Below are 26,831 nucleotides of genomic sequence, written 5' to 3'. Positions count from 1 at the left end.
CGCAGATCTCTGGCTATGCTTTAATCAGCCACAGACTATTGATGCTGGTTTATGCCGATGTACCAACCACAACTTTATGCATTACAACTTTCTGAGAAAGGTAACCCAATGTTGCTGCAAGCCTATGGCAAGCGGCTATTGTTTGGCGTCGTAACCGGAATTTCGTTGCTATTTTCGGTCAATGCAGCCACCGAAAATGTCCAAACCATGTTGTGGCTGACCGACGCTGTGGACAACCAGCCGGTGTATAAATCCAGCCAGCCGGTCGATGTCAGTGGCGCAACTTTGCAGTTGATGTTACCGAAGTTAGCGCAGTATCAGTTGCAAACCATGGTAGTCAATAACCAACGGGCAATAGAAGTATTAAAAGCTCGGCCCAATGCCTGTGCCGGCAATAAAATTGTCACTTCAGACCGGCTTGATATCAGTTATGCCTCAAAGTTACCGCAAGTGGTGTTTCCAGGGTTGCGGATATTCGCCCGCGCCGATTCAACAGCCGCTGCTGCGTTGGCGGGTTTACTGGATCAACAAGGCCGGATCAGCGTGCGAAAGGTATTGCTGGAGGCGCACAAATTACGGTTTGTGGTGGTGGGGGGCCGTAATTATGGGACAGAGCTGGATACGCTGATTGATGCCGCGCAATGGCAAAACCGTTTCTGGAAACGTCAGGCTGACGATATGGCGGCTGGTGTGGTCGATATGGTCAGAACCGGCCGTATTGACCTAATGCTGGAATATCCGAATGTTGCTGCCCATTATCAGGCACAACAAACCGACGGTACGGCGCTGGTAAGTTATGCGGTGGCGGAATCACCGGCTTATTTGCTGGGGCACATTCTTTGTTCACGCACTGCCCAAGGCAAAGAAATGCTGCAACAGTTTGATGCAGCGCTGGCCGAAGTCACGCAAACAGAAGCTTATCTGGATGCGCATTTACGTTGGTTTGCTCCAGATTATCATGCGGAATTCCGCACCCTATATAACAAGGTATATCAAACCAGTTTTTAGAAATATTTGCTCTAAAAGCAGCTGTTTAACTGCAGTCCCCGAAACTGGTGGCAATTAACCCACCGCTTGTCCCATCAGGTCCAATGTTGCCGACATCCATTCATATACTGCAGGCTGAAAATTCTTAGATGTAGGACAAGGTGATGGACTTAACCCGCGCCAGTTGTAAAAACCCGGCCGCTACTTTGGTGGTGGTGATGTTGATTGTGTTGTTTGGTGCTTTGGCCTTGTTGAAATTACCCATTCAGCTGTTGCCGGATTTAGACCGGCCGCAAATTTTTATCAATAATGGCTGGCGCTCGGCAGCACCGCAGGAAATGGAAGCCACTATTATTGAGCCGCAGGAAAATACCTTACGCGCCGTGCCTGGGGTGGTTGAAATCCAAAGTAATGTCGGCGCCGGTTTTGGGTTTATCAGTCTGACTTTTGAAGTCGGACAAGACATGCAGCGGGCAATGCTGGATGTAATCAATGCGCTGAATCAGGCGCCACCACGGCCACGCGAAGCGGCCGAGCCGGTGATTACCGTCGGCAGTGGCCGTGGCAGTGTGGCGTCGCTGTTGATCAAACAAATGGACCCCAATGCGCCGGACGACTTTGGCCCTTATCTAAAGTTTATCCGCGACAATATCGGCCCTAAATTCCGCGCTATTCCCGGGGTGTCCAATGTCGATTTAGCCTCAGATTTACCCAAAGAGCTGCATATCACCTTTGACCCTTACAAAATGGCGGCGCTCGGCATTACCATCGATCAGCTGCAAAGTAACATTAATCGCAGCAGCAATGTTTCGGGTGGTTTCGCCGATGTTGGCCGCCGCCAATACACAGTGCGCTTTGAAGGCCAGTTTGATGCCAGCGATTATGGCCGGATGATTGTGTCCTACAACCAGGGGCGGCCAGTGTATCTGTCGGAAATTGCCACCATTGAAGTGGGGATGCCGGAGCAAGCCGGTTTTACCAAACGTAACGGTTTTCCGGCTTATTATCTGACGTTGGAGCGGGGTGATAACTCCAATACCGTGGCCATTCTGGATCAGGTGAATCTGGCGATCACCGAATTAAACCGTGATTTGCTGCACCCCAAAGGCCTGGAAATTGAACTCAGTTTTGATGCCTCTATTCACATTCGCCGCGCACTGGCATTGGTCAATTCTAACCTGTTGCTCGGCGTGTTATTTAGCCTGATAACGCTGTGGTATTTCCTGCGTGGCTGGAAAGCCACCTTGCTGATTGGCCTGACCATTCCGGTGTCGTTGTTGGTGGCGATCCTGGTGTTGCAGGCGATGGGTCGTAGTCTGAATATTGTGTCGTTGGCCGGCTTGGCCTTTGCGGTGGGGATGGTGCTGGATGCCGCTATTATTGTGCAGGAAAATATCGTGCGGTTGCAGCAAAGTGGCATGGCGCTGCGTCAGGCTGTCATCAAAGGTTGTGCTCAGGTCAAAGGTGCTTTGTTCGCTTCCACTGTGACCACTGTGGCGATTTTCTTGCCGGTGCTGTTTATGCAAGGGGTGGAAGGGCAGTTGTTTTATGATTTGGCGCTGACGCTAGCCGTTGCGGTGGCTGCGTCGATGTTGGTGGCGCTGACGGTTATTCCGGTTGCCAGTTTACGCTGGTTTCAGCAAGCGCCAGAGCAAGGTGATCCGCTGCAGCAGCTGTGGCGTCGGTTAGCCACAGGCGTCAACCGGCTGACCGGAACTTCGGCCAAAGCACTGGGCTGGACCGCACTGCTGGTGCCTGGCTCGGCTTTATTAGTGGTGTTACTGCTACCGAAAGCGGATTTCCTGCCGCAAGCTAATTCCGATGGCGTATTTACCGGCTTTCAGTTGCCGCCGGGTGGCAATATCAAAGTGATGGAGCAGGAAATTGGCCAGTTATTGGTGCAGCGGCTGAAACCTTATTATCAGGACAAAAAGTATCCGGCGATTAAAGGTTACAACCTATCGATGTTTCCGGCATTTAATGTGCTGTTTATCTACCCGGAAGATCCGCGGTCGGTTGACGATATGTTGACCTTGCTACGCACTGAAATTCTAAAAGACTTACCTGACACCACCTCTTTTAGTTTTCGCGCATCTTTGTTGAACTTTGGCTTTAATTCCGGCCGTGAGATGTTTCTGGATTTTCAGGGGCCGGATACTGACTTGTTAATGCAGCAAGCCGAACAGGCGATGACGTTGCTGCAACAAAAACTACCGGGTGCCACCATTCAGGCACAGCCCGGGCTGGCGCAAAATCAGCCGGAACTGCGTATCGTGCCGGATGAACTGAACATTGCCAAAGCCGGTGTCGACCGGTTTACTGTGGCCAATGCTGTGCGGGCAGTCACCGATGGGATTTACGTCGGTGAGCAGTTTGACGGCAATGAACGGATGGATATTATTTTGCGTGCCGCGCCCTGGCTGACGCCGGAGCAATTGCAGGCGACACCTTTATATACCGGTCAGGCTGGTGTGCAAACCATTGGGCAGCTGACGACGATGCAACGATCGGTTGGACCAACAAATCTTTTACGGGTGAATGGCTTGCGCACCGTCAGCCTGCAAATTACGCCACCTGCCACCATGGCGCTGGCCGATGTGATGCAACTGGTGCAAACCGAAGTGGTGCAACCGCTGCGGTTAACTGCCGACGAAAATCTGACCATTGGTTTTCGCGGCAGTGCTGATCGGTTGCAGGCTGCTATCAGCACCATGGCGGCGAATTTTGTGATCGCTGTGCTGATCTTATTTTTACTGATGGCGGCGATGTTTAAGTCGGTGCCATCCAGTGCGCTGGTGATCCTGACGATGCCGATGTCGTTGCTGGGCGGGGTGATTGCGCTGCGGTTGTTAAATCTGGTGACCTTTCAGGCGCTGGATTTATTAACGATGATTGGTTTTATCATTCTGCTTGGACTAGTGGTGAACAACGCCATTTTACTGGTCGAGCAATACCGCAGTAATTTGCAGGATGGCCTCGATGTCAATGCGGCGATTGATACTGCGATTATGATCCGTGCCCGTCCCATTTATATGAGTACCCTGACCAGTATCGTTGGCATGTTACCGCTGATGTTAGTGCCTGGTGTAGGTACGGAAATTTACCGTGGTCTGGCGACTGTCATTGTTGGTGGCATGACCTTCAGCGCCATCTTCACTTTGTTATTAATGCCTTCTTTGTTGCGGTTAAGCGCCTGGCGTTTAACTGCTGCCCCAAATAACACCGGAGTGTTAACTTATGAAAACGTCTAATCTGCTGGTGCTGGCCATCGCGGTCAGCACATTGCTACAAAGCCCTTTGCTGCTAGCGGCTGAGCCAGCATCTGAAGATAAGCCTGAAGTCGCGCCAAAAGTGGTCAGCGTGGCGCCGGTACGCTCGGTCGAAGTCAGTCCGCAAATGATGGTGTCGGGCCAGGTGTACAGCCGTTTTCAATCGAACTTAAGCGCCGGTGTCGATGGCCGGCTGGATTGGATTGCTGAACCTGGAAGTACAGTCGCGGCCGGTGATGTACTGGCACGGCTTGATGCCATGCCGTTGCAACTGCGCGCCAATGAGCTGCAGGCGCAGTTAAAACGTTCGCAAATTAATGTCACCCGCTTAGGCAAAGAGCTGGCGCGACTTACAACCTTGGTCAGCAAACAGCTGATTTCACAAACCCAGCTGGAACAAATGCAGGCTGATTTTGATTTGGCGAGTGCTGATGTCGAGCTGGCTCGTGCGTCGCTGGCGCAGCTGCAGGATCAACTCAGCCGCACTGTGCTTAAAGCACCATTTGCCGGTGTAGTCAGTAGCCGCGCGCATCAGGTTGGCGAAGAAGTCAGCCGTAGTGAAACCTTATTGCAGCTGGTGAATTTAACCGATTTGGAAGTGCGGGTGTTTGCACCTTTGGGCTACGCTTCCTTTCTGACGCCGGGGCAAAGTTTGCCGGTGTATCGCCAGCAAGGCGAAACCAGTCTGAAGTTAACATCGGTGATCCCAGTGTCAGATGTACGTTCACAAACTTTTGAAGCCAGGCTGCTGATCGACGCCAAAGTGGCCAAGGAGTTTCAGGTCGGGCAATTGGTCAGTGTGGCTTTACCCACCGCCGCTGCCGCGGTTAGTCATGTGGTACACCGCGACGCGCTGGTGCTGGGGAAAGATCAGCATGCGGTATTCCTGGTACAGCAGGATGCTCAAAAAAAGTCAGCAGAAAACAAGCTGGCTACCGTGAAACGGGTGGTGGTAAAGCCAGGTCAGGGGCAGGGTGAATGGTTGCAGGTGGACGCGCCGTTAACCAGCGGCGCTTTGTTGGTGGTACGTGGCGCCGATACGCTGAAAGACGGCGACAAAGTGCGGCTGTTGTCGGATAAAGAGTTTACGCTTGCCGGTAGTCAATAACTGGTAGTGTGGCTGATGGAGATGGGTATTGTTCGTCTTCATCGGCCGCTGCATCAGCCGCTCCGTAAGGAAAGGCAAGCTGCAAAGCGGACGTCGCCTGCACGCAGCAGGTCAGTACTTCATCAGCGCCAACACTGAATTCACTTTGCAGCACATTGCTGCAGTCGCCGGATACGATCCGCAGCGCACAAGCACCACAAGAACCGCCGCGACAGTCATACGGTACTTTCACGCCACTCGCCAGTAGCGCATCCAGCACCGAACTGTGGCCCAGGCTATTGGCCTGCGCTGTGCCCAGGGTAATCGCAAAACTTTGAGTACTGTGCGCCGCGCTGAACAGCTCGTGCCGCACTTTGTGACAACCTAAATCCGCTAATCCTTGTTCCAGCGTCAACACCATCTCGGCGCTGGCGCAGATCAAATATTCCGCTTGCTTGCCGCCTGGCTGCGCTACCTCTGCGGCGGTGATACGGCCGTGGCGACCAGGCCAGTTGCCGTCCGGTTGGCTGAGCACCGGCAGATACTGCAACTGGGTTTTGGCTGCGAAACGCCGTAATTTGCGATGTTGCAGTAAATCGATACGCCGGCGCGCCTGATACACCAACGTCACTGGTCTGCGTTGGCGCAGTGCGCTATTGATCATCGGCAACAACGGCGTAATACCAATACCACCGGCCACCAGCACCAGTGGCGTTGCTTTTAATGGTTGCTGTGACAGCCTCGCCAATAAATTTTGTAGGCTAACCGCCGGCCCAAAATGACCCTTTGGATAACTGCATGTCAGCATTTGTCCCTGACTCAGTCGTTCTGCCAGCAGCGGCGTCAGCTTGCCGCCTGCTTCAATTTTGATTGCCAACATATAATAACGCTGCTGCTGGCAATCGCTGACCAGCGAATACGCCCGGCTCAGCGGTTGCCCCTGCTGATCCTGACTGAATAATTGCAGGTGTTGACCGGGTTTGGCTTTGGGTAGTAGCTGACCATGTGGATGGCGTAGCCACAGCTTGAGTATATCCCCCTGACGGCGCAGCCGGTAAAGTTCCAGTTGCTGTCGTTGTTTTTGCTGGCGCTGGCGATAACGGCGGCGCCAACCATCCTGAATTCCATAAGTCAGATACAGGCTTAGCGCGGCGATGATCAGCAGTATCACGGCAGTTGACGACATGGTGGCCTCAGTAGGATCCGCTCAGCAGGCGGGTCGGGCATTAACAGGGAACAACAAAGAACGGCTATTTTAGCAATTTTCCACTTTAGTGCAATTGAGAATTGTTATTATTTGATGTGTGTAAGTGATTACTACGCCGCTAAGGCTTGTCAATAGACGATCTTCTGGCTTGAGAATGGGAAATGATCTGCGGATCTGGCTGTCACTGCTGCTTTTTTAGCGTGATCTTGATCATTGCCGCCATATTGGCGATAGATCGGGATCTTCCCGATTGATCCCCGCCTCCGGATCGGTCGTTTTAGCAAGCTCCATTCGTTCCTGCCAATTCGCCAATATCCATTCGTGGGGCTATGAAAATCCAGCAGCGATTTTGCCTGACGTTGTGGTTAATTTTCGCACCAGCCTAAACCGCAAACCCAGCGGCAGCATGCGAGTAGCACTGATTGCTCGCTGTAGTGCTAGTAGCTTTTCCACAATTGCGTTGTTGGTGTATACAAGAAAAATCTAATTAGATCAGTGATCTAAAGATCCTAAATTCGAAAGTCCGTTCAAATATGCGCCAACAACAAGCGCGCTGGCTTGATCATGGGTTATGCGTAACTATTTTGCGCCGAACTATCCATAAACAATCCACAAACAATCCTGGATCACCACTTTTTCCCACTTTTTTTAAAGTCAGTGCGCTAACCCGCGTGGTTATTGGCTTTTATTCGATCATTGAAGTGGGGTTTTACCTTGACAAGGCCGAATTCAGCGCCCTAAACTGTATCATTGTGGAGATTCGTGGGTGAAAGTGGATCTTTGCCGGATCGATCTTCAACTGATCATCGATTCTCTTCGGATCTAAATACAACAAAATGGGATCAACATGTTTCGTGGATCATTTGCTCTAAGCCTGGATGACAAAGGCCGGTTGACGCTTCCAACGCGTTACCGCGATAGCCTGTTGTCTGAAACCGGCGGCGCACTGATCTGCACCATTGATCACAAAGATCCTTGCCTGTTGTTGTACCCGCTGACTGAGTGGGAAGAAATCGAAGAAAAACTGAAACGGCTGTCCAGCTTTAATCCGCAGGAACAACGCCTGAAACGACTGTTATTGGGCCATGCCACCGATTGCGACATGGACAAAAACGGCCGCATTTTATTACCGGCGACTTTGCGCGAGCATGCTCACCTGAGCAAAAGCCTGCGCCTTGTCGGCCAGCTGAACAAATTTGAGATCTGGGACGAAGAGACCTGGCATCAACGGGTCGCCGAAGATATGGCCACCGAAAAAGAAATGGCCATCGCCGGCGACGCCGAACTTTCAGAACGACTACAGGATCTTTCATTGTAATGACGCAGCAAGCACACATTTCCGTCTTGCTGAACGAAGCAATCGACGGCCTCAACATTCAGCCCGGCGGAATTTACCTCGATGGTACTTTTGGCAGGGGAGGGCATAGCCGGGTCATTCTGAGCAAGCTTGACGCGAGCGGCCGGTTGTTTGCCATTGATCGTGATCCACAAGCGATTAAATCTGCTGAAGAATTTGCTGCCGATAATCGTTTTCATATCAGCCACACCGCTTTTGCTGAACTTGGTAATGTTGCAACTGCACAAGGGATCAGCGGTCAGATCGACGGCATTTTGCTGGATCTTGGGGTGTCGTCACCGCAACTGGACGATGCCGAACGTGGTTTTAGTTTTATGCGTGATGGTCCGCTGGATATGCGGATGGATCCAACTTGCGGTATTTCCGCCGCCGAGTGGTTGGCCAAAGCCGATGTCGAGCACATTACTTTTGTGCTGCGTGAGTACGGTGAAGAAAAATTCGCCTGGAAAATCGCCAACGCTATTGTGAATACCCGTGCTGAGTCACCGCTGACCCGCACCAGCCAGCTGGCCGCGCTCATTGCCGCCACGGCGCCAAAAAGCTTTAAAGAGAAAAAACACCCGGCAACCCGCAGTTTTCAGGCGATCCGCATTTATATCAACAGCGAACTGGAGCAAGTAAAAACTGCTTTGGATGCTGCGCTCGCGGCATTAAAACCAGGTGGCCGGTTAGCCGTGATCAGCTTTCACTCGCTGGAAGATCGGATGGTGAAACAATTTATGCGGTTGCACAGCAAACCTCCGGCCGTGCCAAAAGGCTTGCCGCTGACTGAAGCGCAACTGAAACGGCATTTGCCGCTGGCTCTGGTGGGCAAAGCCATTATGCCGTCGGATGCTGAGCTGGAGCAAAATCCACGGGCTCGTAGTGCCGTGCTGCGCATCGCACAGAAGAATCCGCTATGAGCAGCATCAAACTGAACAAACTGATTCTGCAGGACATTGGCAACCATAAGTTGTTGTTTGTGGTGCTGGTGATGCTGGTGTTGTCGGCGATGGCGGTGGTGGAATTTACCCACCAGAACCGGCAGCTGACCATCCAGCAAGACAAATTATTCCAACAACGCGACGCTTTAGAAATGGAATGGCGCAATTTATTGGTAGAACAACGGGCTTTGTCAGAACACAGCCGGGTTGAGGAGATTGCCCAGTTGCAGCTCCAGATGGTTCGACCAACCGGGCAGCAGGATATAGTGGTGGATGAGCCATGAGCAGACAAGCGAAAAACCGTAAACACCCAACCGTGATCAGCTGGCGCTTTGCCTTTGTGGTGCTGTCGTTGTCGACGGTATTTTTTGGTTTGGTCGCCCGTGCTGCTTATTTACAAGTGGTTGAGCCGGATATGTTGGTGGAGCAAGGCGACTTGCGTTCGCTGCGGGTAAAATCCGACGAAGTGCTGCGTGGCATGATTTTAGACCGTAACGGCGAAGAGCTGGCGGTGAGTGTGCCGGTCGAATCTGTGTACGCCGATTCGAAAGTGGTGATGCAAGCCAATGCCAAAGGCGATAATCGTCGTTGGCATGCGCTGGCAGAAATGCTGCAAATCAGCCCGGAGCAACTGACTAAAAAAATCGCTACCGATCCGAAAAAGCGTTACGTCTATTTGCAACGCCACGCCAGTCCGGCAACTGTCGATTACATCCGTAAATTAAAGATCCCTGGTATTTATTTCAAACAGGAATCGCGCCGTTATTATCCGGCCGGTGAAGTCGCAGCGCATATTTTAGGTTTCACCAACGTTGATGATCACGGGGTGGAAGGCGTGGAGCGGCAGTTTGATCAACAACTCAAAGGCATCGATGGCCGTAAAGTCATTCGTAAAGACGCCAAAGGCCGTGAAATTGAAGTGTTAGAGCAAACCGATGCCACGCAATCGCGCAATTTGCAGCTGAGTATTGATCAGCGTATTCAGGCGGTTGCCTATCGTGAATTGAAAAAAGCCGTGCTGACCTATGGCGCAACTTCGGGCTCTATCGTGCTGGTTGATGTGCATACCGGCGAAGTGCTGGCGATGGTCAACAGCCCTTCTTACAACCCGAACAATAAAAAAGGTACTGCGGTGCATCGTTTTCGCAACCGTGCTATTACCGATACTTTTGAACCTGGTTCCACGGTGAAACCGTTACCAGTACTGGCGGCGCTGGAAAATGGCACTGCTGATCTCAATACGATTATTCCAACCGGACACGGCCCAATCCGGGTTGGTGGTGGTCGGGTACAAGATGTTACCGGCAATGGCGATCTGGATTTAAAAGGTATTATCCGTCGTTCCAGTAACATTGGCGTAACGCGGTTAGCGCTGAATATGCCACATGAAGATTTGCTGAAAATGTATTACAACATGGGTCTGGGTGAAGATACCGGCCTTGGCTTACTGGGCGAAAGTGCTGGTCAGCTGCGTGAACGTGCCCGTTGGTCGGAGCATGAACGTGCAACTTTATCCTTTGGTTATGGTTTATCAGTCACCGCAGTACAACTGGCGAGAATTTATGCCGCTATTGCCAATGGCGGCACGGTACGACCTTTGACCATTTTAAAAACTGACAATCCACCACCGGGTGAGCGTGTTGTTGCCGAACATAACGCCGATGCGATGGTCGAAATGTTAGAAGCGGTCACCGAAAAACGTGGTACTGCGACCCGCGCTAAAGTCGCTGGTTATCGCGTTGGTGGTAAAACAGGTACTGCGAAAAAAGCCATTGCCGGTGGTTATGGTGACGACTATATCGGTTCCTTTGCCGGCATCGGCCCGATTTCTCAGCCACGACTGGCATGTGTGGTCATTATCAATGAACCCAGCGGCGATTATTACGGTGGCGGTGAGGTAGCCGCACCAGTGTTCAGCGCGGTGATGGGCGCTGCGATGCAGCTCCTCAACCTACCCCCTGACGGTAATGACAGCCGCATCTCAAAAGTGACCGGAGGTCCAGATGCAGGTTAACCGACTCGAACAATGGTTATCCCCGTTTAAAGCGACTGTCGAAGGACAGTCGCTTTGTGCGTTAGAAAACCGACCAGAAATTTTACCGGCAGCGCAGCTGTGTATTAACAGCAAGCAGTTGAAAGACGGTGATATTTTTCTGGCGTTACCGGGCGTCACCTGTCATGGCAATCAGTTTATCCATACCGCGCTGCAGCATGGTGCGGCAATGGTCATCACTGATCAGTTGCTGCCGTCACACAGTGATTTAATCCAAGACCCGCGGGTGCTGGTGTGGCCGGATTTAGCCGCTGTGTTGCCAGCCGTAGTTAGCCGGTTTTACCTGGAAGCGGCCAGTCAGTTAAAACTGGTTGGCATTACCGGCACCAACGGTAAATCGAGCACTGCCATTTTTATCAATCAGCTCAGCCGGTTATTGGGCGAGCGGGCAGCGGTCATCGGCACTTTGGGCTTTGGTGAATTCCCAACCTTCACGCCATTGCAAAACACCACACCGCATCTGGTTGATTTACATAAGATATTTTCAGGAATGCGCGCGGCGGGCTGCCAGTTGGTGGCGATGGAAGTATCTTCACATGCGCTGGTGCAGCACCGGGTAGCAGGTTTAGATTTTGCGGTAGCGGTATTTACCAATTTAAGCCACGACCATCTCGATTATCACGGCACCATGCAAGCTTATTTTGAAGCCAAAGCCATGTTATTCCAGCCAGATTTGGCCAAAGCGGCAGTGATTAATGTGTCTGACGAATACGGTAAAAAACTCGCTGCCAGTACGCCGCTGCAAACGCTGGCATACGGGCGGCTGGCCGATTGTCAGGGCTTTACCCGTTATTTGGCCTATGACCAATTGCAAACCGATGGTCATGGCTTTCGCTGTCAGTTGCATAGTCATTTAGGTCATTTCCAGCTGCATATTCCACTGTTAGCCGAATTTAATGTGCAAAACGTGTTAGCAGCGATGGGGGCTCAATTGTTGTTGGGGCATGGTTTGCCTGAAATCGTCCGGGCCGTATCGCGGCTGACCGCAGTGCCTGGCCGGATGGAACAATTACAGTTTCCAGGTGATGTGACCGTCGTTATCGATTACGCCCATACGCCGGATGCACTGCAACAAAGTTTAGTCGCGCTGCGACAGCAAAGCCGCGGCCGGCTCTGGTGTGTGTTCGGTTGTGGCGGCGATCGTGATAAAGCGAAACGTCCGGTGATGGGACGGATCGCCGAACAGTACGCAGATCATGTTATCATTACCGCCGACAACCCCCGCACTGAAGCTGTGATCGATATCTGCAATGATATTGCCGCCGGTATGGTGACCGGCGCCAACTGCCAAATTGAAACTGACCGAGAGTCTGCCATTAAGCTGGCGCTGATCGAAGCGCATGCTGGCGATATGATTTTGGTCGCCGGTAAAGGTCATGAGTCTTATCAGGTGATTGGTACCAATGTGCGGGATTACGACGAACGTAAATTTATCAATAGTTTATTGGCGGAGATGTGCCGATGATCAGCCTTCATTTAGCTGAAATTGCTCCTGCGTTAGGCGCCCGTTTGCAAGGTGCTGATCTGGCGATTTCAGGTGTCAGCACTGACAGCCGGCAAATTAGCGCCGGTGATTTGTTTATTGCTTTAAAAGGTCCAAATTTCGACGCCCACCATTTTATCGCTGAAGTGGTCGGCAAAGGCGCAGTCGCCGTGGTGGTTGAGCACGAAGTTGCTGATTGCAGCGTACCACAACTGATTGTTGCCGATACTAAATTGGCACTTGGCCAGCTAGGCGCATTGGTCAAAGCCAGACTGGCGCCAAAAGCGGTGGCTGTCACCGGCAGTGTTGGCAAAACTACCGTCAAAGAAATGATGGCGGCTATTATGTCGCGCATTGGTAACGTGCTGGCTACCGCCGGCAACTTTAACAATGAAATTGGCGTACCCCTGACCTTATTGCGGCTGGAACCAGAGCATCAATATGCCGTGATGGAACTGGGCGCCAATCATCTGGGTGAAATTGCTTACACCACGTCATTGGTGAAACCCGATGTGGCGCTGATCACTAATGTTGCAGCGGCGCATTTGGAAGGTTTTGGCGATCTGTTTGGTGTGGCGAGAGCTAAGGGCGAAATATATACCGGCCTGTCAACCGATGGTCTGGCGATTGTGCCACTGGACAGTGAATTTCATAGCTATTGGTTACAGCGGTTAACCCATCTGAAAGTTCACACTTTTAGCATGGAACAGCAAAGTGCTGATTTTTATGCTGAAAATATCATGCTGGATAGCCAGGGTTGTGCTGGTTTTAATATGCATACCCCTTTTGGTCAGCGGTTTATTCAGTTGGTGCTGCCGGGTAAACACAATGTCGGCAATGCGCTGGCGGCGGCAGCGGCAACTTTGGCGCTTGGTGCCAGTATGACCGATGTGCAGTTAGGCCTTGCCGCAATGAAACCAGTCAAAGGCCGGATCAACGTGCATCAGCCACGTGAAAATCTGCGCATTATTGACGATACCTACAACGCCAATTCGGAGTCAGTGAAAGCGGCTACTGATTTATTGGCGTCCTATGGCGGCACCCGCATTCTGGTATTGGGTGATATGGGCGAATTAGGTCCGGATGCGCGCTTGTACCATGAGGAAGTCGGTATTCATGCCAAGCAGGCCGGAATTAATCAGCTGTTCACGCTCGGCGTGTTATCTCAGAACGCCAGCGAGCAATTTCATGCCCAGGGCGCGCATTTTAGTTCACGTCAGCAGCTGGTGACTAAGTTAACGCCGTTTTTAAATACCACAGCAGAAGTGTCCATTCTGGTCAAAGGCTCGCGCAGTGCCAAGATGGAGTTAGTTGTACAAGACTTGCTAGAAAGATGTCAGCAGGAGACAAGTGCATGTTAGTTTGGTTAGCCGAATATCTCACCCAATATGTGAATGCGTTTAACGTATTCAGTTACTTAACCTTCAGATCCATTCTGGGCATTCTGACGGCGTTATTCTTAAGCCTGTATTTCGGGCCAAAACTGATTGCTGCGTTGCAAAAACTGCAAATTGGCCAGACCGTGCGTGATGACGGCCCACAAAGCCATTTCTCTAAAAAGGGCACTCCGACCATGGGCGGCTTGCTGATTTTAGGATCGATTGCCGTCAGTACGCTGTTGTGGGCAGATTTATCGAACAAATACGTTTGGGTGGTGTTGTTTGTGCTGGTTAGCTACGGCTGGATTGGCTTTATCGACGATTACCGCAAAGTGATCCGCAAAGACCCAAAAGGCCTGATCGCCCGCTGGAAATATTTCTGGCAGTCGGTGTTTGCCATTATCACAGCATTTTTCCTGTACGCCACTTCGGACCGTCCGGCTGAAACCAGCTTGATTGTGCCCTTTATGAAAGACGTGTTGCCGCAACTGGGGCTGTTTTTCCTGGTCACCACTTATTTTGTGATGGTGGGTTTTAGTAACGCCGTTAACCTGACCGATGGTTTAGATGGCTTGGCGATAGTGCCGACCATCATGGTAGCGATGGCGTTTGCCATTATTGCTTACGTCAGCGGTAACGTGGTGTTCGCCAGTTATCTGCATATTCCGCATTTACCGCTCACCTCCGAGCTCGTTGTCGTCTGCGCCACTATTGTCGGCGCCGGGCTTGGCTTTTTATGGTTTAACACTTATCCGGCGCAAGTCTTTATGGGTGATGTTGGTTCATTAGCGCTAGGCGCCATTCTGGGTGTGATTGCGGTGCTGGTTCGGCAGGAAATTGTACTGATTATTATGGGCGGCATTTTTGTTATCGAAACGCTGTCGGTGATTTTGCAGGTGGGTTCATACAAACTGCGTGGCCAGCGGATTTTCCGGATGGCGCCAATTCACCACCACTATGAATTAAAAGGCTGGCCGGAGCCACGAGTCATCGTCCGCTTTTGGATTTTATCGATCATTTTTGTGTTAGTAGGTCTTGCGACCTTAAAACTGCGTTAATCAGGTGCATGGCATGACGAAGTTGTTTCAGGGCAAAAAAGTAGCGGTATTGGGGTTAGGCCTGTCGGGTCTGGCCACGGTGCGCTTTTTGCTGAAACAAGGCGTTAAACCGACGCTGATGGATACAAGGTTAAAAGTCAGTGGCCTGGAAGCAGTGCCGTCGGAAAAAGTTGATGGCATTTATTTAGGCGAACTGGATGCCAACCGGCTGGCGAAAATGGATGTGATTCTGGTAAGCCCTGGTCTTGATTTATCCCATCCGGCGATTCGTTTTGCCGCAGCGCAGGGCACGCAACTGGTTGGTGACGTTGAATTATTCGCGCTGAGCAATCAAAAGCCAGTACTAGGGATTACCGGTTCTAACGGCAAGTCGACAGTGACCACGTTAGTGGCTTATATGTTAGAGCAGAGCGGCATCAAAGCGCTGGCTGCTGGCAATATCGGTTTGCCGGTGCTCGATGCTTTGGCAGAAAGTGATACGGAAGTTTATGTGCTGGAGCTGTCGAGTTTTCAGCTGGATACCACCTATAACCTGCAGTTACTGGCGGCCTGCAATCTAAATGTGACCGAAGATCATCTGGACCGTCATGGTTCGATGGCTGCATATGCGGCAGCAAAACAACGGATTTTTCAGCATGCGGCGTTAGCGGTATTTAACGCTGAAGATGCACTGACAACACCTCAAAATCAGCCACAACAGCAGCAGCTGGCGCTTAGTTTAAATGGCGATGATTATGGCGTGGTTGAAATCAAAGGCGAACACTGGCTGCAAGTGGCAGGTGCGCCGTTGTTACCAGTGGTAGAGATGTCACTTGTTGGCAAACACAATCAATTTAATGCGTTAGCTGCAGCCGCTTTGGCACTGGCCGCTGGCGCCAGTCGCGAAGGTGTGGCAGCAGCGCTTCGTACTTATCAAAGCTTGCCGCATCGCTGCACTTTGGTCGCCAGTCAAAACGGTATCCGCTTTATCAACGACTCCAAAGCCACCAATGTTGGTGCGACTTTAGCGGCGATTGCCGGACTGCGTTCTGACGTCAGCGGCAAACTTATTTTAATCGCTGGCGGTGATGGCAAAGGCGCTGATTTTACTGAACTTGCTGCTGTATTAAAGGCGCAGGTTGATGTGCTGATCACCCTTGGTAAAGACGGTTCGGCTATTGCTGGATTGGTGCCTGGCGCTATTGAAGTGGCTGATTTAGCTGCAGCGGTAAAAGTGGCAGCAAATGTAGCTGCTAGCGGCGATTTAGTGTTGTTATCGCCAGCTTGCGCCAGTCTTGATATGTTTAAAAACTACGAAGAGCGGGGCCGGTTGTTCGCCGAGCTGGTGCAGAAGGTGCTGCTATGAAGCAATTGGCACTGAACTGGGTGAACAATATTGGCAATGACGTCGCTGATTGGTGGCAAGCCGAAGATGGCATCAGCTATGACCGGTTTTTCTTCACTTTAGTGGTGCTGTTGTTATGCGTTGGTTTTGTGATGGTGACCAGCGCTTCAGTGCCGGTGGCCGAACGTCTGTTCGACAATCCGCTGCATTTTAGTATTCGCCACGGCATCTATATGTTGATTGGTTTGTCGCTGGCCTATGCCGTGTTAAATATTCCCATTCAGTGGTGGCATAGTACCAATTTATTGCTATTGGTGATTGGTTTATTAGGTCTGATTGCGGTGTTGGCAGTTGGACGTAATGTCAACGGTAGTACCCGCTGGTTGTATATCGGGCCTATTGGTATTCAAACGGCAGAACCGGCTAAGTTGTTCTTTTTTGTCTATTTATCCAGTTATCTGGTGCGTCGCCACGACGAAGTCCGGGAGAACTTAAAAGGCTTTTTAAAGCCGTTGTTTATCCTGTTCGCCTTTGCCGTGTTATTGCTGATGCAACCCGATTTGGGCACAGTGATCGTGATGTTCGGCACCAGCGTGGTGCTGCTGTTTTTAGCTGGTGCTAAGCTGTGGCAGTTTTTTGGGCTGATTTTTACCGGCCTGATGTCGATTGCAGTGCTGATTATTTACAGCGAATACCGTTGGCGGCGGGTGACTTCTTTCCTTGACCCATGGGCTGACCCCTTTGGTAGTGGTTATCAGCTGACACAATCGTTGATGGCGTTTGGCCGCGGCGGTTGGTTTGGTCAGGGTCTCGGGAATTCCGTACAAAAACTAGAATATTTACCTGAAGCGCACACCGACTTTATTCTGGCGGTCATCGCCGAAGAAACCGGTTTATTTGGCGTGATGATGGTGATGTCGCTATTGTTTTTGCTGTTTGTGCGCGCTTTATGGATTGGCAAAAGGGCGCTGCAAAAAGGCTTAAGTTTTCACGGTTTTCTGGCTTATTCGCTGGCGATCTGGATTGGCTGTCAGACGTTCGTTAACGTCGGTGTGGCCACCGGCGTGTTGCCTACTAAAGGCCTGACGCTACCTTTTGTCAGTTCCGGTGGTAGTAGTCTGATCTTAATGCTGATTGCCGCGGCCATTATTCTGCGGATTGATTTTGAAGTGCGCCTCAAGGGCAAACATGCCATTAGCGGAGGACCGCATGATTAACAGCAATGGACCGACCGCACTCATTATGGCCGGTGGCACTGGTGGCCATATCTTCCCGGCGCAGGCAGTTGCCAAATTATTGCATGCAGAAGGCTGGACTATTCACTGGCTTGGCACTGCCGATCGGATGGAAGCCAAGCTGGTGCCGGGTTTTGGCTGGCATTTTCATGCGATTCAAGTTGGTGGTTTGCGCGGCAAAAGTATCAAAGCATTGATTAGTGCGCCCTTGATGTTATGGCGTTCGATTTGCCAGGCGCGCAAAGTTATTCAGCATGTACAACCGCAATTGGTGCTGGGATTTGGCGGCTATGCCAGCGGCCCAGGTGGTGTTGCGGCTTGGATGAAAGGTATTCCACTGCTTATTCATGAGCAAAATGCGGTGGCCGGTACCACCAACAAATTGCTGGCGAAATTGGCGCAGCAGGTGATGGTGGCGTTCCCGACGGCGTTTAGCCAACTTTCGCAGCGGCAGGTGTTGGGAAATCCGGTACGTAGTGAGCTGATTGGGCTAAAAACTGAGATTAATTTCAGTAAAGGCTTAAATATTTTGATCGTCGGTGGTAGTTTAGGCGCTAAACCACTGAATGATATTTTACCTGCGCAGCTGAAGCAGGTCGCGGCCTCTGGGCCTGTTCAGGTAAAACATCAGACCGGTCAGGCGATGTTAACGCAAGTGCAACAAAGTTACGCCGATGCACCGGCTTCGCTGCAAGTGGAAGTGACTGCTTTTATTGAAAATATGGCGGAATCGTACCGCTGGGCCGATGTTGTGATTTGTCGAGCTGGCGCTTTAACCGTCAGCGAAGTGGCTTGTGTTGGTGTTGCGGCCATCTTTGTGCCGCTGCCAAGTGCGATAGATGATCACCAGACGGCCAACGCTAACTGGCTGGTGCAACAAGGCGCTGCTTTGTTGTGGCCACAAACTGAGTTAAACAATGAGAATTTAGTGTCGCTGTTGCAAAGCTGGCTTTCAGATAAAACGCCGCTTGCACACATGGCACAACGGGCACGTTCTTGTGCCATCGACGACGCGGCCGAGCAGGTCGTGGCGGTTTGTCGACACGTGATAGGGTTGAAATAATATGAATACAATGACCAGGCCTCAGGAAAAAATTGCCATGCGCCGGGTGGAACGCATCCATTTTGTTGGCATTGGCGGGGCTGGCATGGGCGGTATTGCCGAAGTGCTGCTCAACGAAGGTTACAAAGTCTCTGGCTCTGATTTAGGTCCTAATCCGGTGGTGGAACGGCTGACGTCGTTAGGGGCTGAAGTCTGTTTTGGCCATGCTGCCGAAAATATCAAAGGCGCCAGTGTAGTGGTTGTTTCCAGCGCCATCAAAGCCGAAAACCCGGAAATCGCTGCTGCATTAGAACAACGAATTCCAGTGGTACGCCGCGCACAAATGCTGGCTGAACTGATGCGTTTTCGCCATGGCATCGCCATTGCTGGCACGCACGGTAAAACCACCACTACCAGCTTGGTGGCGTCAATTTTTGCCGAAGCCAACACTGATCCTACATTTGTGATCGGTGGTTTACTCAATTCCGCCGGGACCAATGCCCGGCTGGGTGCAGGCCGTTACCTGATTGCCGAAGCGGATGAAAGCGATGCTTCGTTCCTGCATCTGCAACCAATGGCCGCCATTATTACCAATATCGAACCTGATCATATGGAAACCTATCAGGGCGATTTTGAAAAAATGAAAAGCACCTACCTCGAATTCTGCCACAACCTGCCATTTTACGGCGTGGTGGTGGTGTGCATTGACGATCCGGTGGTGCGTGAACTCATCCCACAGATTGGCCGCACCGTGCTGACCTATGGTTTTAGCGACGATGCTGATTATCGCATCAGCGATTTCAGCCAAGCCGGGATCCAAACCGCTTTTGTAATCACCGACCCAACGGGCCACGGCCGTAGCGTGAAGCTGAATCTGGCCGGCAGGCACAACGCATTAAACGCCACCGCCGCTTTTGCCATAGCCAGCGATGAAGGCATTGCCGAATCTGCCATTTTAGCTGCCTTTGCCAAGTTTGAAGGTATTGGCCGGCGTTTTCAGCAATACGGTGAGTTTGAAACCGGCCGCGGCAAAGTGCTGTTGGTCGACGATTATGGTCATCATCCAACCGAAGTCGCTGCTACTGTTGCCGCTGCGCGTAATGCCTGGCCAGAGCGCCGGCTGGTGATGGCGTATCAGCCGCACCGTTACACCAGAACCCGTGATTTATACGAAGATTTCGCCCAGGTACTGTCAACTGTCGATACCTTGCTGCTGCTGGAAGTGTACAGCGCGGGTGAAGCGGCAATTGCTGGTGCTGACAGTCGCAGTTTATGCCGCAGTATTCGTGCCCGTGGCCAGCTGGATCCAATTTACGTGGCGCAACCGGCCGATTTAGCCGCCGCATTGGCTGATGTGTTACAGGACGGTGATGTGCTGTTGACGCAAGGCGCCGGCAATATTGGTGCGCTGGCTAAACAACTGGCGGCACAGCAACTACAGATTTCGTTATTAAAAGCCGGATTAAAGGCTGAGTTAAAGGCAGGATCCCAAAATGAGCAGTAATTTTGGCAAAGTCGCCGTGATGTTCGGTGGTACTTCAGCCGAGCGCGAAGTGTCATTAAAATCAGGCGCAGCGGTATTAAAAGCGTTACAAAATCAAGGCATCGATGCCCACGCTTTTGACCCGAAAGAACAGGATTTAACCCAGCTGAAAGCCCTTGGATTTGAGCGGGTATTTATTGTATTACACGGCCGTGGTGGTGAAGACGGTACCATGCAAGGCGCGCTGCAGCTGGCAGGCTTCCCTTATACCGGTAGCGGTGTGCTGGGTTCGGCGCTGGCGATGGATAAAATCCGTTGTAAGTTCCTGTTCAGCGCCCATGGCTTGCCAACAGCGCCCTTTGTAGTGGCGGTGAAAGGCGAAGTCATCGACCACGACGCTGTGATAACCCAGCTGAACGGCAAAGTGATGGTGAAGCCTGCTAACGAAGGTTCCAGTATTGGCATGAGCGTAGCCACCAACGGCGATGAATTAAAAGCCGCACTGGAACTGGCGTTTCAATATGATGCAGCGGTGTTAGTCGAGCAGTGGATCCAGGGCCGCGAATTTACCGTGTCAATGCTGGATGGTCAGGCGTTACCGGTAATTGAAATGCGCACACCCCGTGCTTTTTATGACTATGAAGCCAAGTATCAATCCAACAGCACCGAATATCTGTGTCCGGCGCCACTCAGCGCTGAGCAGACGTTATTTCTGCAACAGGTGTCTGTCGCTGCGTTTAAAGCTGTGGACGCCAAAGTCTGGGGCCGGGTTGATGCGATGATGGATGAAGCCGGCAATTTTTACCTGCTGGAAGTGAATACAGTGCCGGGTATGACCGAAAAATCGCTGGTGCCAATGGCCGCCAAAGCCGCTGGTTACAGTTTCGAGCAACTGGTTCATAAAGTGTTAGAGCAAAGCTGATGACAATAGTACGCAGTAAGCAAAAAACACCTTTCACGCCGGCTTTTGTCGGCGGGGTACTGTTTTTTCTACTGTCGTTATGTTTAGTGATCTGGTTTGTCAGTCGGGTTGTGGTCTGGGTGCAGGATCAACAAAATGCACCAATCCGCCAGGTGAAGCTGTACGGGGACTTTGGGCATATTCAACCAACAAAACTCCATCGTACTTTGCAGCAGGAATTTGTCGGAAATTACTTTAAGGTGAACGTTGATCAGGTGCAGCAGTTCCTGCAGCAACAACCATGGGTGTATCAGGTAGCCGTGCGCAAACAATGGCCTGATACGCTGGTGGTTGTGGTGACGGAGCACAGCCCGGTGGCGATTTGGAATCTGGAATATTTGCTGAACCAAAGAGGTGAGGTGTTTAAAGCACCCATTGCGCAGCTGAATTCTAAATTACCGCAACTGGCCGGCCCAAAAGGCAGCGAGCAGGATGCCCTGACCATGTTCAGCAGAGTTCAAAGCCTGTTAACATTGCACCAGTTTGAAGCAGCGCGTTTATCGGTGTCTGATCGCTTCGCCTGGCAGCTTACGCTGAGCAATGGCATCGAATTAAAATTGGGGCGTGAAGACACGCTCAAACGGGTACAGCGGTTTATCGATTTGTACCCTTCTATCAGTAAACATAAATCCGAAGCGATCGAGCAGGTCGACTTACGGTATGACACCGGTCTGGCGGTTCGATTCGCCCCAGCGCCTGTGCAATTGGAAAAGAGAAAAGCATGACCAAGTCGTTAGATCGGGAATTGATCGTTGGTTTAGATATCGGCACTTCGCAGATCAAAGCGCTGGTGGGCGAAATTACTGCAGACAATCAGCTGAGTATTGTTGGGGTGGGAACGCATATCGCCCGTGGTATGGATAAAGGCGGCGTCAATGATTTAAATCTGGTGGTACAGGCCGTACAGCGCGCCATCGATGAAGCAGAACTGATGGCCGATTGCCGGGTATCGTCGGTGTATTTAGGCATTACCGGTAAACATATTCGTTGTCAGAACGAAAGCGGCATGGTGCCAATCAACGATACCGAAGTGACAGCCGAAGATGTGGCAAACGTGATCCACGCTGCCAAGTCAGTACCCATTTCGGCAGAGCGCCGGTTATTACACGTATTGCCACAAGAATTTTCGGTGGATATGCAAGAAGGCATCAAAAGCCCTATCGGCATGTCCGGTGTGCGGATGGAAGCCAAAGCCCATATCATCACCTGCGCCAACGATATGGCAAAAAACATCGAAAAATGTGTTGAACGTTGTGGTCTGCAGGTAGACCAACTGATCTTCAGTTCACTGGCCTCCAGCTATGCGGTGCTGACCGAAGACGAAAAAGAGCTTGGTGTTTGTGTGGTGGATATGGGCGGTGGCACCATCGACATTTCTATTTACACCAATGGTGCGCTGCGCCACACCGCGGTGATCCCGGTGGCCGGTAATCAGGTGACCAGCGATATCGCAAAAATCTTCCGCACGCCGATTGGCCACGCCGAAGAAATCAAAATTCAGTACGCCTGTGCACTTCGTAGCATGGTCGGTAAAGAAGAAAGCATTGAAGTGCCAAGTGTTGGCGGACGTCCGGCGCGCAGTATGTCGCGGCATACGCTGGCTGAAGTGGTTGAGCCACGGTATCAGGAATTATTCGAGCTGGTGCTGGAAGAAGTCCGCGCCAGTGGTCTGGAAGAACAAATTGCCGCAGGTGTGGTGTTGACCGGTGGTACCGCCAAGATGGAAGGTGCTATTGAGTTCGCCGAAGATATCTTCCAGATGCCAGTGCGGTTAGGTTTTCCGACCAAATTAAAAGGTTTAGCAGAGTATGTACAGGATCCGGCCTACGCCAGCGTGGTAGGGCTGTTATTGTACGGCAAAGATGTGCGGCAACAGCAGAAAAAAGTCGGTGCTGCACGGGAATCAGTCGGTGGATTATTGCGAAAAGTCACCAGCTGGTTTAAAGGCGAATTTTAAGAGAGAGAGTATCCCTTAAATCATTGGCGTTACAAGTGGGCCGCGGTGGATAATGTGGCAAGTGAGTTTGACAACCCCCTGTAACGTCAAGGATGACGGGAATTAGCGTATAAAAACGGAGAGAGAGCTATGTTTGAGTTAATGGAAAACCACAGCGAAGAAGCTGTCATTAAAGTTGTAGGTGTCGGTGGTGGTGGCGGAAACGCCGTTGAATATATGGTTGCTAACAACATCGAAGGCGTCGAGTTTATCGCTGCCAACACCGATGCACAGGCACTGCGTAATTCATCTGCTCACGTTACTTTGCAGTTAGGCGCCAATGTCACCAAAGGTTTAGGTGCCGGTGCCAATCCGGAAGTCGGTCGCCGCTCAGCGGAAGAAGACCGCGACACCATCAAAAAAACCATTATGGGTGCTGATATGGTGTTTATCGCTGCCGGTATGGGTGGTGGTACTGGTACCGGTGCAGCGCCAATTGTGGCGCAGGTTGCCCGTGAATTAGGCATTCTGACGGTGGCTGTTGTGACCAAGCCATTCCCTTTTGAAGGCAAAAAACGTTCTAACTACGCCGACGAAGGTATTGCTGAGCTGTCCAAACATGTCGACTCGTTAATCACCATTCCAAACGATAAATTATTAAAAGTATTGGGCAAAGGCACCAGCCTGCTCGATGCGTTCAAAGCAGCCAACAACGTGTTGTTAGGCGCTGTACAAGGTATTGCTGAACTGATCACCCGCCCTGGTCTGATTAACGTCGACTTCGCCGACGTCCGTACTGTGATGTCAGAAATGGGTACCGCGATGATGGGTACCGGCCGCGCTTCTGGTCCGGATCGGGCAGAAGAAGCCGCTGAACAAGCGATTTCCAGTCCACTGCTGGAAGATATCGACTTATCAGGTGCCAAAGGCATTCTGGTTAATATCACTGCTGGCCTGGATCTGACTATCGAAGAATTCGAAATCGTTGGTAATGCCGTAAAAGCTTTTGCTTCTGAAAACGCCACTGTTGTTGTTGGCGCGGTTATCGACCCGGATATGTCAGACGAACTGCGGGTCACTGTAGTTGCCACCGGTATTGGTGCTGAGCGTAAGCCAGACATCAGCCTGGTGCATGGTCATCACCGTGCGGCGGAACCTGTGCGTACTCAGTACAACAGCCATTCAGCCAGCGTTTATGGCAATGCGGGCACCGTGTATGGCAATGCTGGTAATGCCGCACGTGAAATGCGTGATGCAATGCCTGCGATGGCGCCGGTTGAAGCGGCACAAAGCAAGCCACAGGCAGATAATAAAGCCAATATCGATATTTTTGATATTCCGGCCTTCCTGCGTAAACAAGCGGATTAATCTCAACTCAGAGACTTTTCCGCACGCAGGGTTGTGATATCGGGGCTGCGACCCGGGCATTGGCAAGTTTGTTAACATATGCTATGCTTCGCCGCCGTTTGGGTTTGTTCAAATATTGAACAGGACGAGAAAAAGATGATTAAACAACGTACTATCAGTAAATCTATCAGCTCTATCGGAGTGGGTTTGCACAAGGGTGAGAAGGTTACGCTAACTCTCCGGCCTGCACCTGACAACACAGGTATTGTGTTTCGTCGTGTTGACCTGAATCCAGTGGTAGATTTTAAAGTATCACCGGAACTGGTGGGTGATACCGTGATGTGTACCTGTTTAATCAACCCAAATGGCGTGCGGTTATCGACCACCGAACATTTAATGGCCGCAGTTGCTGGCCTTGGTATCGACAACCTGCTGGTTGAAGTTGATGCCGCCGAAATACCGATTATGGACGGCAGTGCCAATCCATTTGTCTACCTGCTGCTTGAAGCAGGCGTTAGCGAACAAAAGCTGGCGAAAAAATTCATCAAAATTAAGAAAACAGTGCGGGTTGAAGACGGTGATAAATGGGCAGAATTTAAGCCGCATCACGGTTTTCGCATTGATTTTGCCATCGACTTTGACCACCCGGTGATTTCTGAAACCAAACAACGGATGAAATTAGATTTCTCTGCTGCCCGGTTTATCAAAGATATCAGCCGTGCCCGTACTTTTGGTTTCCTGCAGGATATTGAATACCTGCGTGCCAATAACCTGGCGTTAGGTGGCAGTTTCGATAACGCCGTGGTGCTGGACGAGTTCCGGGTATTAAACCAGGACGGTCTGCGTTACGACGATGAATTTATCAAACACAAAATTCTCGATGCGATCGGCGACTTATATATGGCCGGTTACAGCATCCTCGGCGAGTTTAAGTCATACAAAACTGGCCATGCGTTAAATAACCAGCTGCTAAATGCGGTACTGGCTGATCAGGAAAACTGGGAATTTGTTACCTTTGACAAACCAGCGCAGTTGCCAATCTCTTATCTGGCTCCACAGCTTGCTTAAATAGACTGCTGAATAACCTCGAAGGCCAGAGCGCAAATACTCTGGCCTTTTTGTTTATACCCGTCATCCTTGAAGATATGGGGTTGTTGGCCGCCTTCACTCATAGGCGCTCCAGATTCGTTCAGTTGCCGCCTACCCAAATCTTCAATGATTTTGGGTATATAAGTTTGGATCAAGATTTTTTGCCAGCCGATGCCGCAAGGCGTTTTAAACTGGCAGCAAGCTGGGGATCAGCACCTTCTGCCGCGGCCAGCAAATAAGCGCCAGCTTGCTCCGACATCTGTCGTTGTACCGGTACTGTGGTTTGGTTCTGTGCTTGCTGATAACTCAGATCGGAGTTGGGGGTGAGGTCGATATCCAACCCGGCCAAATCAGGCAAGATTTTTTGGCGGAAATTGTCTAGAATGGCCGCTCTTTGCATTTTCAAGCGGGTTGCCCAGGCGGCAGAACCGCACAAAATTTGTACTCTGCCTGCCTGGATGCGGCTGACCTTGCAGAAATATGGTTTTTCCAGTTGCAGGATCCGGATTAATTCGGTATTAAGTTGACGCACTATTTCTGTCTGCTGGGTGCCTTGCAACAAAGTGTTCTGTTGCAACAACGCAGTGACGTCGACAGGTTTGCGTGTATAGCGGGCCATAACTAACAACAACCAGAAACTGAGGTCCCATGAGTCTACCAGTTTTTTATCGCGAGCAACATCGCAGCCATAGCTTTGGGGCAACTCCCCGGCAATGGGCGGTGACCGCGATCTTGTTGTTCTGCATTGCGATGGGTTTAGGGGCTGCGGCAGGCCGGTTGTGGACTGATGCCAGCCAGCAAGTATTGCCACTTTCAGGCAGTCCAACGGTGGATGCGGCACAAGTCGAAGCCATTCGCTTAAGAGCAGAGCACCAGATCGCAGCACTGACGGCCAAAGTGGCGTCGTTACAAGCGCAGGTGAACCGGTTAAATATGGTCGGCGAGCGCCTCATTGATGCCGCGAATTTATCATTGGATGAATTTGATCTGCATGCCGCGCCAGCTATTGGCGGACCGGCGCAAACACCGACTGAAATCAGTCTGGCTGAACTCAACCATGTGCTGCTGCAACTGACCGACCTTGAGCAAAATCTACAATCTGAACAAACGCGCTTTGCCTTACTTGAATCTTTGGATTTGAATCACAATATTGGTAATAACAGTCAGCTATCCGGTCGACCGGTGAAAAGCGGGTATTTGTCGTCAGGGTTTGGTGTACGCAACGACCCATTCAGTGGTCGTCCTGCGGTGCACAAAGGTGTTGATTTCGCAGGCGACGAAGGTGATCCGGTGTATGCCACTGCCGGTGGTATCGTGACCTGGGCCGGTGAGCGTTTTGGTTACGGGTTAATGGTTGAAATAGAGCATGCCGATGGTTATCGCAGCCGGTATGGTCATGCCAAAACGGTGAATACCGAAATTGGCAGTCTGGTCAGCAAAGGCCAGCAAATCGCAACTTTGGGGAATACCGGTCGTTCGACCGGACCGCATGTGCATTACGAAGTGTTAAAAGATGGTCAGCAAATAGACCCGATGTTGTTTGTGAATCGTCGGACTAAAAACTTATATGGCTCTGCCAGGACTGCGCGCCAGTCTCAACAATAAAGTGGT

The 26,831-nt window shown here is 51.2% G+C and carries 22 protein-coding genes; 20 read left to right on the top strand and 2 right to left on the bottom strand.

All coding sequences use genetic code 11. The features are described 5' to 3' along the window. Nucleotides 1–57: 57 nt before the first annotated feature. The 3 genes from A5320_RS05810 (at nt 58) to A5320_RS05800 (ending at nt 5,364) form a co-directional block, all read left to right on the top strand. Nucleotides 58–1,008, top strand: coding sequence for a transporter substrate-binding domain-containing protein (locus A5320_RS05810; RefSeq protein ID WP_197489991.1), 951 nt, complete (start codon nt 58–60; stop codon nt 1,006–1,008). A 143-nt stretch (nt 1,009–1,151) separates the two neighbouring features. Further along, nucleotides 1,152–4,238: an efflux RND transporter permease subunit gene (locus A5320_RS05805; protein ID WP_068062158.1), complete on the top strand. Its 3,087-nt coding sequence runs from the start codon at nt 1,152–1,154 to the stop codon at nt 4,236–4,238. Next, nucleotides 4,225–5,364: an efflux RND transporter periplasmic adaptor subunit gene (locus A5320_RS05800; RefSeq protein WP_068062155.1), complete on the top strand. Its 1,140-nt coding sequence runs from the start codon at nt 4,225–4,227 to the stop codon at nt 5,362–5,364. Before A5320_RS05805 ends, A5320_RS05800 begins: the two co-directional genes overlap by 14 nt. Here the strand turns inward: A5320_RS05800 and A5320_RS05795 are convergent. Next, nucleotides 5,342–6,529, bottom strand: coding sequence for an iron-sulfur cluster-binding domain-containing protein (locus A5320_RS05795; RefSeq protein ID WP_068062152.1), 1,188 nt, complete (start codon nt 6,527–6,529; stop codon nt 5,342–5,344). The genes A5320_RS05800 and A5320_RS05795 overlap by 23 nt on opposite strands. Before the next feature lie 868 nt (nt 6,530–7,397). Here A5320_RS05795 and mraZ point away from each other — a divergent pair. From mraZ to lpxC, 16 genes are all read left to right on the top strand, one after another. Next, nucleotides 7,398–7,868 (top strand): division/cell wall cluster transcriptional repressor MraZ, encoded by a 471-nt coding sequence (mraZ, locus tag A5320_RS05790; protein WP_068062147.1) that lies wholly within the window; start codon nt 7,398–7,400, stop codon nt 7,866–7,868. Next, nucleotides 7,868–8,809 (top strand): 16S rRNA (cytosine(1402)-N(4))-methyltransferase RsmH, encoded by a 942-nt coding sequence (rsmH, locus tag A5320_RS05785; protein WP_068062144.1) that lies wholly within the window; start codon nt 7,868–7,870, stop codon nt 8,807–8,809. Before mraZ ends, rsmH begins: the two co-directional genes overlap by 1 nt. Further along, the gene (gene ftsL / locus A5320_RS05780) at nt 8,806–9,114 is read left to right on the top strand and encodes a cell division protein FtsL (protein ID WP_068062141.1); all 309 of its coding nucleotides are present in this window, start codon (nt 8,806–8,808) and stop codon (nt 9,112–9,114) included. The genes rsmH and ftsL overlap by 4 nt, the downstream gene beginning before the upstream one ends. Further along, entirely contained in the window at nt 9,111–10,844 is a 1,734-nt protein-coding gene (locus A5320_RS05775) for a penicillin-binding transpeptidase domain-containing protein (RefSeq protein ID WP_068062137.1), read from the top strand. Before ftsL ends, A5320_RS05775 begins: the two co-directional genes overlap by 4 nt. Next, complete coding sequence (locus A5320_RS05770) at nt 10,834–12,348, top strand: UDP-N-acetylmuramoyl-L-alanyl-D-glutamate--2,6-diaminopimelate ligase (RefSeq protein WP_082971550.1); 1,515 nt, start codon at nt 10,834–10,836, stop codon at nt 12,346–12,348. Before A5320_RS05775 ends, A5320_RS05770 begins: the two co-directional genes overlap by 11 nt. Further along, nucleotides 12,345–13,727 carry a UDP-N-acetylmuramoyl-tripeptide--D-alanyl-D-alanine ligase gene (locus tag A5320_RS05765; RefSeq protein ID WP_068062134.1) on the top strand — a complete coding sequence of 461 codons (1,383 nt, stop codon included), beginning with the start codon at nt 12,345–12,347 and terminating at the stop codon, nt 13,725–13,727. Before A5320_RS05770 ends, A5320_RS05765 begins: the two co-directional genes overlap by 4 nt. Beyond that, nucleotides 13,721–14,803, top strand: coding sequence for a phospho-N-acetylmuramoyl-pentapeptide-transferase (gene mraY / locus A5320_RS05760; protein WP_068062131.1), 1,083 nt, complete (start codon nt 13,721–13,723; stop codon nt 14,801–14,803). Before A5320_RS05765 ends, mraY begins: the two co-directional genes overlap by 7 nt. A gap of 13 nt (nt 14,804–14,816) precedes the next feature. Beyond that, on the top strand, nt 14,817–16,148 hold the full coding sequence (murD, locus tag A5320_RS05755; protein WP_068062129.1) for a UDP-N-acetylmuramoyl-L-alanine--D-glutamate ligase: 1,332 nt from the start codon (nt 14,817–14,819) through the stop codon (nt 16,146–16,148). Next, complete coding sequence (gene ftsW, locus A5320_RS05750; RefSeq protein WP_068062126.1) at nt 16,145–17,344, top strand: putative lipid II flippase FtsW; 1,200 nt, start codon at nt 16,145–16,147, stop codon at nt 17,342–17,344. Before murD ends, ftsW begins: the two co-directional genes overlap by 4 nt. Then, the gene (gene murG / locus A5320_RS05745; protein ID WP_157605651.1) at nt 17,337–18,425 is read left to right on the top strand and encodes an undecaprenyldiphospho-muramoylpentapeptide beta-N-acetylglucosaminyltransferase; all 1,089 of its coding nucleotides are present in this window, start codon (nt 17,337–17,339) and stop codon (nt 18,423–18,425) included. The genes ftsW and murG overlap by 8 nt, the downstream gene beginning before the upstream one ends. A gap of 10 nt (nt 18,426–18,435) precedes the next feature. Continuing rightward, nucleotides 18,436–19,908, top strand: a complete 1,473-nt coding sequence (gene murC, locus A5320_RS05740; protein ID WP_068063026.1) for a UDP-N-acetylmuramate--L-alanine ligase — start codon at nt 18,436–18,438, stop codon at nt 19,906–19,908. Next, nucleotides 19,898–20,809, top strand: a complete 912-nt coding sequence (locus A5320_RS05735; protein ID WP_068062118.1) for a D-alanine--D-alanine ligase — start codon at nt 19,898–19,900, stop codon at nt 20,807–20,809. The genes murC and A5320_RS05735 overlap by 11 nt, the downstream gene beginning before the upstream one ends. Beyond that, complete coding sequence (locus tag A5320_RS05730; RefSeq protein WP_068062116.1) at nt 20,809–21,573, top strand: cell division protein FtsQ/DivIB; 765 nt, start codon at nt 20,809–20,811, stop codon at nt 21,571–21,573. Before A5320_RS05735 ends, A5320_RS05730 begins: the two co-directional genes overlap by 1 nt. Then, a complete protein-coding gene (ftsA, locus tag A5320_RS05725; RefSeq protein WP_068062114.1) occupies nt 21,570–22,805 on the top strand; it encodes a cell division protein FtsA in 1,236 nt (411 codons plus the stop codon). The genes A5320_RS05730 and ftsA overlap by 4 nt, the downstream gene beginning before the upstream one ends. Nucleotides 22,806–22,934: 129 nt before the next feature. Beyond that, a complete protein-coding gene (gene ftsZ / locus A5320_RS05720; RefSeq protein WP_068062111.1) occupies nt 22,935–24,152 on the top strand; it encodes a cell division protein FtsZ in 1,218 nt (405 codons plus the stop codon). 135 nt (nt 24,153–24,287) lie between these two features. Continuing rightward, on the top strand, nt 24,288–25,199 hold the full coding sequence (lpxC, locus tag A5320_RS05715; protein WP_068062107.1) for a UDP-3-O-acyl-N-acetylglucosamine deacetylase: 912 nt from the start codon (nt 24,288–24,290) through the stop codon (nt 25,197–25,199). A 172-nt stretch (nt 25,200–25,371) separates the two neighbouring features. On the opposite strand, the gene A5320_RS05705 is transcribed toward lpxC, so the two are convergent. Next, a complete protein-coding gene (locus A5320_RS05705; RefSeq protein WP_068062104.1) occupies nt 25,372–25,839 on the bottom strand; it encodes a DciA family protein in 468 nt (155 codons plus the stop codon). 29 nt (nt 25,840–25,868) lie between these two features. Between A5320_RS05705 and A5320_RS05700 the strand changes: the two genes are divergently transcribed. Then, nucleotides 25,869–26,825 (top strand): M23 family metallopeptidase, encoded by a 957-nt coding sequence (locus tag A5320_RS05700; RefSeq protein ID WP_068062099.1) that lies wholly within the window; start codon nt 25,869–25,871, stop codon nt 26,823–26,825. Nucleotides 26,826–26,831 lie beyond the last annotated feature (6 nt).

Source organism: Rheinheimera sp. SA_1 (genome assembly GCF_001669775.1).
In the GTDB taxonomy this organism is placed as follows: domain Bacteria; phylum Pseudomonadota; class Gammaproteobacteria; order Enterobacterales; family Alteromonadaceae; genus Pararheinheimera.
The sequence above is the reverse complement of the archived record's forward strand: the minus strand, read 5'-3'. Positions and strand labels throughout refer to the sequence as shown.

What these genes read in the sequence shown, in the direction of transcription:
- A5320_RS05810 (WP_197489991.1), top strand. Translation starts at nt 58, where the DNA reads ATGTACCAACCACAACTTTATGCATTACAACTTTCTGAGAAAGGTAAC.
- A5320_RS05805 (WP_068062158.1), top strand. Translation starts at nt 1,152, where the DNA reads ATGGACTTAACCCGCGCCAGTTGTAAAAACCCGGCCGCTACTTTGGTG.
- A5320_RS05800 (WP_068062155.1), top strand. Translation starts at nt 4,225, where the DNA reads ATGAAAACGTCTAATCTGCTGGTGCTGGCCATCGCGGTCAGCACATTG.
- A5320_RS05795 (WP_068062152.1), bottom strand. Translation starts at nt 6,529, where the DNA reads ATGTCGTCAACTGCCGTGATACTGCTGATCATCGCCGCGCTAAGCCTG.
- mraZ (WP_068062147.1), top strand. Translation starts at nt 7,398, where the DNA reads ATGTTTCGTGGATCATTTGCTCTAAGCCTGGATGACAAAGGCCGGTTG.
- rsmH (WP_068062144.1), top strand. Translation starts at nt 7,868, where the DNA reads ATGACGCAGCAAGCACACATTTCCGTCTTGCTGAACGAAGCAATCGAC.
- ftsL (WP_068062141.1), top strand. Translation starts at nt 8,806, where the DNA reads ATGAGCAGCATCAAACTGAACAAACTGATTCTGCAGGACATTGGCAAC.
- A5320_RS05775 (WP_068062137.1), top strand. Translation starts at nt 9,111, where the DNA reads ATGAGCAGACAAGCGAAAAACCGTAAACACCCAACCGTGATCAGCTGG.
- A5320_RS05770 (WP_082971550.1), top strand. Translation starts at nt 10,834, where the DNA reads ATGCAGGTTAACCGACTCGAACAATGGTTATCCCCGTTTAAAGCGACT.
- A5320_RS05765 (WP_068062134.1), top strand. Translation starts at nt 12,345, where the DNA reads ATGATCAGCCTTCATTTAGCTGAAATTGCTCCTGCGTTAGGCGCCCGT.
- mraY (WP_068062131.1), top strand. Translation starts at nt 13,721, where the DNA reads ATGTTAGTTTGGTTAGCCGAATATCTCACCCAATATGTGAATGCGTTT.
- murD (WP_068062129.1), top strand. Translation starts at nt 14,817, where the DNA reads ATGACGAAGTTGTTTCAGGGCAAAAAAGTAGCGGTATTGGGGTTAGGC.
- ftsW (WP_068062126.1), top strand. Translation starts at nt 16,145, where the DNA reads ATGAAGCAATTGGCACTGAACTGGGTGAACAATATTGGCAATGACGTC.
- murG (WP_157605651.1), top strand. Translation starts at nt 17,337, where the DNA reads ATGATTAACAGCAATGGACCGACCGCACTCATTATGGCCGGTGGCACT.
- murC (WP_068063026.1), top strand. Translation starts at nt 18,436, where the DNA reads ATGACCAGGCCTCAGGAAAAAATTGCCATGCGCCGGGTGGAACGCATC.
- A5320_RS05735 (WP_068062118.1), top strand. Translation starts at nt 19,898, where the DNA reads ATGAGCAGTAATTTTGGCAAAGTCGCCGTGATGTTCGGTGGTACTTCA.
- A5320_RS05730 (WP_068062116.1), top strand. Translation starts at nt 20,809, where the DNA reads ATGACAATAGTACGCAGTAAGCAAAAAACACCTTTCACGCCGGCTTTT.
- ftsA (WP_068062114.1), top strand. Translation starts at nt 21,570, where the DNA reads ATGACCAAGTCGTTAGATCGGGAATTGATCGTTGGTTTAGATATCGGC.
- ftsZ (WP_068062111.1), top strand. Translation starts at nt 22,935, where the DNA reads ATGTTTGAGTTAATGGAAAACCACAGCGAAGAAGCTGTCATTAAAGTT.
- lpxC (WP_068062107.1), top strand. Translation starts at nt 24,288, where the DNA reads ATGATTAAACAACGTACTATCAGTAAATCTATCAGCTCTATCGGAGTG.
- A5320_RS05705 (WP_068062104.1), bottom strand. Translation starts at nt 25,839, where the DNA reads ATGGCCCGCTATACACGCAAACCTGTCGACGTCACTGCGTTGTTGCAA.
- A5320_RS05700 (WP_068062099.1), top strand. Translation starts at nt 25,869, where the DNA reads ATGAGTCTACCAGTTTTTTATCGCGAGCAACATCGCAGCCATAGCTTT.